This is a genomic window from Frigoribacterium sp. CFBP 13605 (assembly GCF_014839405.1).
In the GTDB taxonomy this organism is placed as follows: Bacteria; Actinomycetota; Actinomycetes; order Actinomycetales; family Microbacteriaceae; genus Frigoribacterium.
Map to the genome: position 1 here is coordinate 1 of NZ_JACYNS010000117.1, position 7178 is coordinate 7178.

The 7178-nt window shown below is 73.6% G+C and carries 6 protein-coding genes; 3 read left to right on the plus strand and 3 right to left on the minus strand.

Annotation, left to right across the window (positions count from 1 at the left end; genetic code table 11):
- Positions 1 to 765 (plus strand): TetR/AcrR family transcriptional regulator (locus tag IFT36_RS14305; protein ID WP_249408651.1); only part of this gene is annotated, 765 nt, incomplete at its 5' end.
- Here the strand turns inward: IFT36_RS14305 and IFT36_RS14310 are convergent.
- Positions 756 to 2066, minus strand: coding sequence for an ABC transporter permease (locus tag IFT36_RS14310; protein ID WP_200413468.1), 1311 nt, complete (start codon positions 2064 to 2066; stop codon positions 756 to 758). The genes IFT36_RS14305 and IFT36_RS14310 overlap by 10 nt on opposite strands.
- Positions 2063 to 2758, minus strand: coding sequence for an ABC transporter ATP-binding protein (locus IFT36_RS14315; protein ID WP_200413469.1), 696 nt, complete (start codon positions 2756 to 2758; stop codon positions 2063 to 2065). Before IFT36_RS14315 ends, IFT36_RS14310 begins: the two co-directional genes overlap by 4 nt.
- Before the next feature lie 180 nt (positions 2759 to 2938).
- On the opposite strand from IFT36_RS14315, the gene IFT36_RS14320 reads away from it, so the two are divergent.
- Both IFT36_RS14320 and IFT36_RS14325 read left to right on the plus strand, forming a co-directional pair.
- Positions 2939 to 4183 carry a sensor histidine kinase gene (locus IFT36_RS14320; RefSeq protein WP_200413470.1) on the plus strand — a complete coding sequence of 415 codons (1245 nt, stop codon included), beginning with the start codon at positions 2939 to 2941 and terminating at the stop codon, positions 4181 to 4183.
- Positions 4180 to 4902, plus strand: coding sequence for a response regulator transcription factor (locus IFT36_RS14325; RefSeq protein ID WP_200413471.1), 723 nt, complete (start codon positions 4180 to 4182; stop codon positions 4900 to 4902). The genes IFT36_RS14320 and IFT36_RS14325 overlap by 4 nt, the downstream gene beginning before the upstream one ends.
- A 98-nt stretch (positions 4903 to 5000) precedes the next feature.
- Here IFT36_RS14325 and IFT36_RS14330 read toward each other — a convergent pair.
- On the minus strand, positions 5001 to 7178 hold a 2178-nt coding region (locus tag IFT36_RS14330; RefSeq protein ID WP_274598582.1), incomplete at its 5' end, for an SbcC/MukB-like Walker B domain-containing protein.

A 7178-nucleotide genomic window follows, 5' to 3' on the forward strand; every position in this document is an offset into this window, starting at 1 on the left:
CCGGACCTTCGACGAGCTCGTGCCCCGGACGTCGGCGTGAGCGGCGCGGGCGTCGCGGGCACCGGCCGCCCGGGCACCGGCGGCGCGAGCACCGGCGGCGCGGGCGGTGCGGGTGCTGCGGGCACCGGCGGCGCGGGCGTGCGACAGAAGCCGGTCGTCCGGCGGGCGTCGATCGTCGAGGCCGCCCGTGAGGTGATCGTCCGCGAGGGCATGGGCGCGACCCGGCTTCGCGACATCGCCGCCGCGGCCGGGGTCTCGGTCGGCACCGTGACCTACCACTTCGACGGCGTCGCCGAGATCCTCAACGAGGTCGTCGTGCTCGAGACCGCCCGGTTCTACTCGTCGATCATCGAGGCGGTCGACGTCGAGCTCGACCCGGTCGTCGGGGTGCGGATGCTCGTCGAGCCCCTGTTCGCCGACACCGACGCGACCGACGAGCACTGGCGGCTCTGGTCCGACTACTGGACGGCCGTGGCGCGCAAGCCCGCCGTCGCCGCCGAGTACGTCGAGCGCATCCGCGTGTGGGAGGCCTGCCTGACCCGCACGCTTCGCCGCGGGATCGAGCAGGGCCGGTTCGTGACAGCCGACCCGTCGGCGCTCGCCCTCAAGCTCGCGGCCTACAGCGACGGCCTCGCGACCCAGCTCGCCCAGAAGGCCCCCGGCCTCACGCCCGGCGTCGCGCTCGACTGGATGTGGACGCTGCTGGAGCACGAGACCGGGGCGTCGTTCCGGGGCCGACCCGCGCCTCCTCGGCCTCACTCGTAGCGCAGCGACTCCACCGGGTCGGCCTTCGCGGCGCGCGCGGCGGGCAGCGTGCCGGCCAGGAACGCGATCACCATCACCACGACGATGATCAGCGCGATCGACACGGGGTCGAACGCGATCAGCGTCAGCCCGGGCAGGTTCGACAGCAGCGACCCGGCCAGGGTGGCGCTGACGACGCTGCCCGCGATCATCGCGACGCCCACGCCGATCGCGCTGCCGAGGAACCCGATGAACGCGGCCTCGAGGCTGAACAGGCCGAACACCTTCCCGCTGCCCATGCCCATGGCCTTCATCAGGCCGATCTCGCGGGTGCGCTCCTGCACGCTCATCAGCAGCGTGTTGACGATGCCGAAGCTCGCCGCGAGCAGGGCGATGATCGCGAAGGCGTTGAGCACGAGCACGATGCCGTCGATCACCGTGGTGAACGTGCCCAGCTGCTCGGCGACGGTGGTGCCGGTGTAGCCGGCGGAGGCGAGACGGTCCTCGAGGTCGCTCACCTGCCCGTCGGATGCGTCCGCGGCGAACCGCACCGTGGCCTGCGCGTAGCGGTCGACCTGGTCGGCGGGCAGCCCGACGTTCTGCGCGTCGAACAGGGCCGTGCCGAGCGCCGCGTTCGGGGTGACCGCCGCCCCGGCGGGCGAGGCGATGCTCTCCTCGGCGACGCCGACGACGGTCGCGGTGACCGTGTGCTGCGTGCGCGTGGCGTCGGTCACGGACAGCGTGACGGACCGACCCACGGCCGCCTCGTCGTCCGCGAACCCCAGGGGACCGACGTACGACGTCGGGACGACCACCTGCAGGTCGGTCGCGTCGTCGTCGGGCTGGGCGCCCGCCGTCAGGGTGAGCTGCTGTCCCGGCGCGAGGGCGCTCGCCGAGACGACGTATTTCGTCCCGCTCTCGCCCTCGACGTAGTCGGTCGCGAGCGACTCGGTCGGCTGCACGGCCAGCACGCCGTCGACGCCCTCGAGGGTCGTCACGTCGTCCGGGGTCAGGGCGACGACGGTCGCCCCGGGGGCACCGAACCCGCCCGCGGCGACGGTGTCGGGGTCGTACTCGGCCGGGCCCGGGTTCGCCCCGCCGAGACCCTGCGCGTCGTCGGAGGCCTTCGTGACCGTCATCGTGTCGGACGAGCCCACGGCCGAGACCGTGTCGTCGATGTAGGCGTTGATGCCGGTGCCCAGCCCGCTCGTCAGCGTCAGCGTGAAGGCGCCGACGAAGATCGCCAGGACGGTCAGGATCGTCCGCGTCTTCGACCGGAACGTGTTCGAGACGGCGGTCAGCAGCAGGTCGAGGGTCGTCATGCCGCCACCTCGGTCTCGTCGTCGACGATCAACCCGTCGCGGATCACGATGCGCCGGTCACAGCGCGCCGCGAGCTCCTCGTCGTGGGTCACCACGATCAGCGTGATGCCGCTCTCGCGGTTCAGCGAGAACAGGATGTCCTCGACGACCGCCCCGGTCGCCGTGTCGAGGTTGCCGGTGGGCTCGTCGGCGAAGATGATGCGCGGGTCGTTGACCAGCGCGCGCGCGATCACCGTGCGCTGCTTCTGACCACCCGACAGGTTCAGGGCCTTGTTCTTCGCCTTGTCGGCGAGCTCGAGCTGCTCGAGGGCCGCCAGGCCGCGGCGACGGCGTTCGCCGCGGGGCACGCCCGCGATCTTCATGGGCAGCACGACGTTCTCGAGCACCGATGAGCTCGACGTGAGGAAGAACTGCTGGAACACGAAGCCGAACGTCTTGTTGCGCGTCCGGTTGAGGCGCCCTCCCTTGAGCGTGCTCGTGTCGACGCCCTCGAGCTCGACGGTGCCGGTCGTCGGGGCGTCGAGCAGGGCGAGCACGTGCATCAGGGTCGACTTGCCCGAGCCGCTCTTGCCGACGATCGCGACGCTCTCGCCCTCGGCGATGTCGAAGCTCACCCCCTTCAGGGCCTCGAACCGGTTCGGGCCGCGCCCGTACGAACGGTGGACGTCTCGGACCGAGATGATCGGCGCCATGGTGCTCCTGTCGCTGACGGCCCCGGTGTCTCCGGGGCCGAGACCCACCCTCGCGGGCCGCGCCGACCGGGTCGTCCCCCCACCGCGGACACCTGCCGGCCGTCGAGTACCGCACCTGCGGTACGCGACGTCGGGCCAGAGGGGGACTCGGCCGTCGGCGTTCCAGGGCACGATGGGGTCATGACGACGACGGACGGCAGGAGGCGCGAGCCCGCCTACCCGCGTCCTCGCGTCCCCTGGTGGCTGGGCGACACGCTCGCCGCGGTGCTCGTCGTCGGTGCGGCGTTCGCCCCCTTCCCCGTCGCGGGGTTCCGGCCGACCGGCGGGCTGGCCGTCGCGGTCGTCCTCGCCCCCGTCGTCCTGCTGCCGTTTCGTCGTCGACGCCCCGTCCCGGTGCTCGCCGCGATCGTCGGCCTGTTCGGCATCGCCGCCCTGCTCGGCACGCTCGCACCGGGCGTCGTCCTCGCCACCGGCATCGCCGTCTTCGCCGTGGCCGCGCGGACCCCGCGCCGCCGCACCATCGTCGTGACGGTCGTCACGGTCCTGGCCGTCGCCCTGCTCGGCCTGCTGGGGGTGGGGGGACGCGTCGTCGACCTGCCCGTGGTCCAGTTCACGCTCCTGGTCGCCTTCGCCGCCGCGGCGGGCGACGCCAGCCGCTCCCGACGGGAGTACATCGAGGCCGTCACCGAACGCGCCGAGCGAGCCGAACGCACCCGTGAGGCCGAGGCCTCGCGCCGGGTGGCCGAGGAGCGGTTGCGCATCGCCCGCGACCTGCACGACGCCGTCGCCCACCAGATCTCGGTGATCAGCCTCAACGCGGGCGTCGCGTCGTCGGCGATCGAGACGCGACCCGAGAAGGCGGTGACGGCCCTCGCGACCATCCGCCGCGCCTCCCGGACCGTCCTCGGCGAGATCGGCGACCTGCTCGAGGTGCTGCGCGCCGGGGACTCCGAGCGGGTCGCGTCGCCGCAGCCGGGCCTCGCACGACTCGACGAGCTCGTGGCCGGGTTCGCCGACGCGGGCCTCGTCGTGAGCACGCGGGTCGAGGGCCCGCTCGCCGCGGTCACGGGCGCGGTCGACCTCGTCGCGTACCGGGTCGTGCAGGAGGGGCTGACGAACGCCGGCAAGCACGGCGGCGAGAACCGCGCCCACGTGCTCGTCGCGGTCGACGAGCACGAGGTGTCGGTCGTGGTGACGAACCCCGTGCCGGCGTCGCGGGACGTGACCGAAGCGGCGGACGTCCGTGGGGGGTACGGGCTGCTCGGTCTGCGCGAACGCGTCGCCTCGGTTCGGGGCGTCGTCGAGACCGGGCCGACGCCGGGCGGCTACCGGTTGGCGGCCGTGCTGCCGGTGACGCGTGGGGTCGACGTGGCCGGCTCCTCCGGCTCGGCCGGCTCGTCCGGTGGGAGCGGGGGAGCCTCGTGACGACCGTGCTCGTCGTCGACGACCAGCCGCTGATCCGTCAGGCCGTGACCGACATCCTCGACGGCGAGGACGGGGTCGAGGTCGTGGGCGACGCCGTGAACGGTCGTGAGGCGGTGACGCGGGCGTCGGCGCTGAGGCCGGACGTGGTCGTGATGGACGTCCGCATGCCCGAACTCGACGGCATCGGAGCGACGGCCGAGATCTGCGCCGACCCGCTGCTCGCCGGGACGAAGGTGCTGATCCTCACCACGTTCGAGGAGGACGAGTACCTCGTCGCCGCCCTGCGCGCCGGGGCGAGCGGGTTCATCGGCAAGGGCGCGGAGCCCGACGAGATCGTCCGGGCGGTGCGGGCCGTCCACGCGGGGGAGTCGCTGCTGTCGCCCGTCGCGACCCGCAGCCTCATCGAGAAGTACGTCCTGTCGGGTGGCGGCGGGGCGGGATCGGTCTCGGGGACGACGTCGTCAGGGGAGTCGTCGTCGGGGGCGTCGTCGCCGGCCGTGCCGGCCGGGCTCGCGCACCTCACCGACCGTGAGCGCGAGGTGCTGCTGCTCGTCGCCCGGGGTCGCGCCAACGCCGAGATCGCCACCGACCTGGTCATCTCGCCGCACACCGCGAAGACCCACGTCAACCGCATCATGACCAAGCTCGACGCCCACGACCGGGCGCAGCTGGTGATCCTGGCCTACGAGACGGGCTTCCTCGCGCCGGGCGCCGCCTAGCGGCCTTCCCTGCGTCCGAGTGGGCCGAACATGTCCTTCCCCGGCGTGCGGAGGACATCTTCTGCCCACTCGGACGGAGGGGGACGAGGAGGCGCGGGTCAGGCGAGCGCGGCGGGGTCGAGACCGTGCTGCTCGACCTGGATCGCCTGCCGGATGGTCAGCGGGTAGATGCGCGAGAGCTCGGGGTTCGACGGATCGCTCGAGATGTACGCCACGCTCTCGACGTGCTGCTCGAAGGCGTTGACCTTGTCGCGCGGCGCGCCCACCACGAGCTGGAAGCCCAGGGAGGTCAGCGCCGCCAGGGCCCGGCCGGTGTACTCGGCGTCGGCCTTGACGAAGCCCTCGTCGAGGACGATCGGCGCGTAGGTCGGCACCCGGTCGGTGCCGTCTCCCAGCCGGAACCGCAGGGCGGCCCCCAGCACGAACGCGATGAGCTCCTGCCCCTCGCCGCCGGACTTGCCGGCCACGCCCTCGTGGACGATCTGCGTCCCGTCGGCGCGGGTCTCGATCGCCCGGAACTGGTAGTGCTCCCGCGCGTCCAGCACCCGGCGGCGCCAGGCGTCACCGACCTTCGATTTCTCCTCGAGGTGGGCGAGGTCGCGGCGGAGCCTCAGGAACCGGCGCTCGACCTCGGACGCGTCCCGCGCCTCCGGAGCCCGTCCGTCCGAGGCACGTGCCTCGGACGTGGCCCCGCTCCCGGCCCCGCCCGTGTGCTCGCGCAGCGTCCGCTTGAACTCGAGCAGGTCGCCGTTCGACACCGGCCGCGGCTCGATGTCGAGCGTCGAGCCCTGCCGGAACTCGATCGACCGCAGGGCCTGCGAGATGGGGCGGACGCCGCGGCGGATGACGTGGCCGTCCTCCTCGATCTGGACGAGCAGCGCCCGCAGGCTGTCGCCCACGTCGCTGCCGGCCCTCTCGAGCCAGCGCTGTCTCGCGTGCGGCAGGTCGTCCTCGACGAGCTGCCGGTGGATCGCCCGGACCGCCGGCAGGCTCTCGATCGTGGCGTCGATGCCCGCGGTGCGGTCGAGTTCGAGGTACCGCTCGAAGACGACGACGAGCGTCGACTCGGCGTTCGCCCGGTCCCGGTCGTGCGCGTCGACCTGGGCCCGCAGCTGCGACGCCGCGTCCCGGTACAGCCGCACGACGTCGGTCGCCTCACGCGGTGCCGCGAACGGCAGCGGGGCGAGGAGTGCCCGCTCGTCGTCGGTCAGGGGGGCGGCGTCGGCGGCGTCCGCGAACTCGTCCTCGATGTCGACGAGCGTCGCGTGCTTCTCGTCGAGCTGCGCGAGCACCTGGTCGATCTCGGCCAGGCGGCGCGTCGCGGCCGAGCGGTCGTCGTCGTGCTGCGCGGCCTCGGCCTGCAGCGTGGCCAGTTCGGGACGCTCGACGGCGATGCGGTCCAGCTGGGCGCGCAGGTCGTCGAGCCTCGCCTGCGCGGGGGCGGTGTCGAGCTCGTCCCAGGTGAACTCCTTCGCGCGGGCGACGGCGTCGGCGACGCGACGGCGTTCGACCGCCTCGGCCTCGATCGCGTCGTACTCGGCGCGGACCCGGGCCAGCACGGCCTCGAGGTCGACGATCTCGTCGCCGAGCTCGGCGATCCGGGCCGCGTTGTCGAGCCCGATCCACGAACGGGTCGACCGGTCGTCCTTGATCACGCGGTCCCGCGAGCCGGTGCGGAGGCCGCGCCGGGTCACGGCACCGCGGGTGCCGGCCGGGCGGGGGCCGCCGAGGTCGTCGGGCCCCTCGACGCAGAGCACGCTGCGGTCGGCGACGAGCTCGTCGTGCAGCCAGCCGCGGAACGGGCTCGCCGGGTCGAGCCGCACCATGGCGGGCACGGTGCGGTCGACCGGGATGAGCGTCGGATCGGCCCCGGTGGTCGCCGGCACGAGCGTGACGCGTCCCCGCACGTCGTTCTCGTCCACCCAGCGGCGCACGGCGTCGAAGTGCGTGCGGTCCACGAGGAGGTGCGTGGCGAGGTCGCCGAGCACGCGCTCGATCGCGACGGCCCACCCGGCGTGCTCGGGCGCGACCTCGAACAGCTCGCCGGCGTAGGGCAGGTCCGACACCGGCACGCCCGCCCCCTCGGCGATGCGCCGACGTCGCTCGATCGCGTCGTCGGGCACGTTGCTGCGGCGCTGTTCGAACGACCGCTTCTGCTTCTCGAGGGCGGCCAGCGAGCGCTTCGTCTCGCCGATGCGGGCGGCGAGGTCGCTGCGGGCGTCGGCGGTCGCGGCCCGGGCGGCCGCGTCGTCGGCCGCGAGGCGGTCGGCACGTTG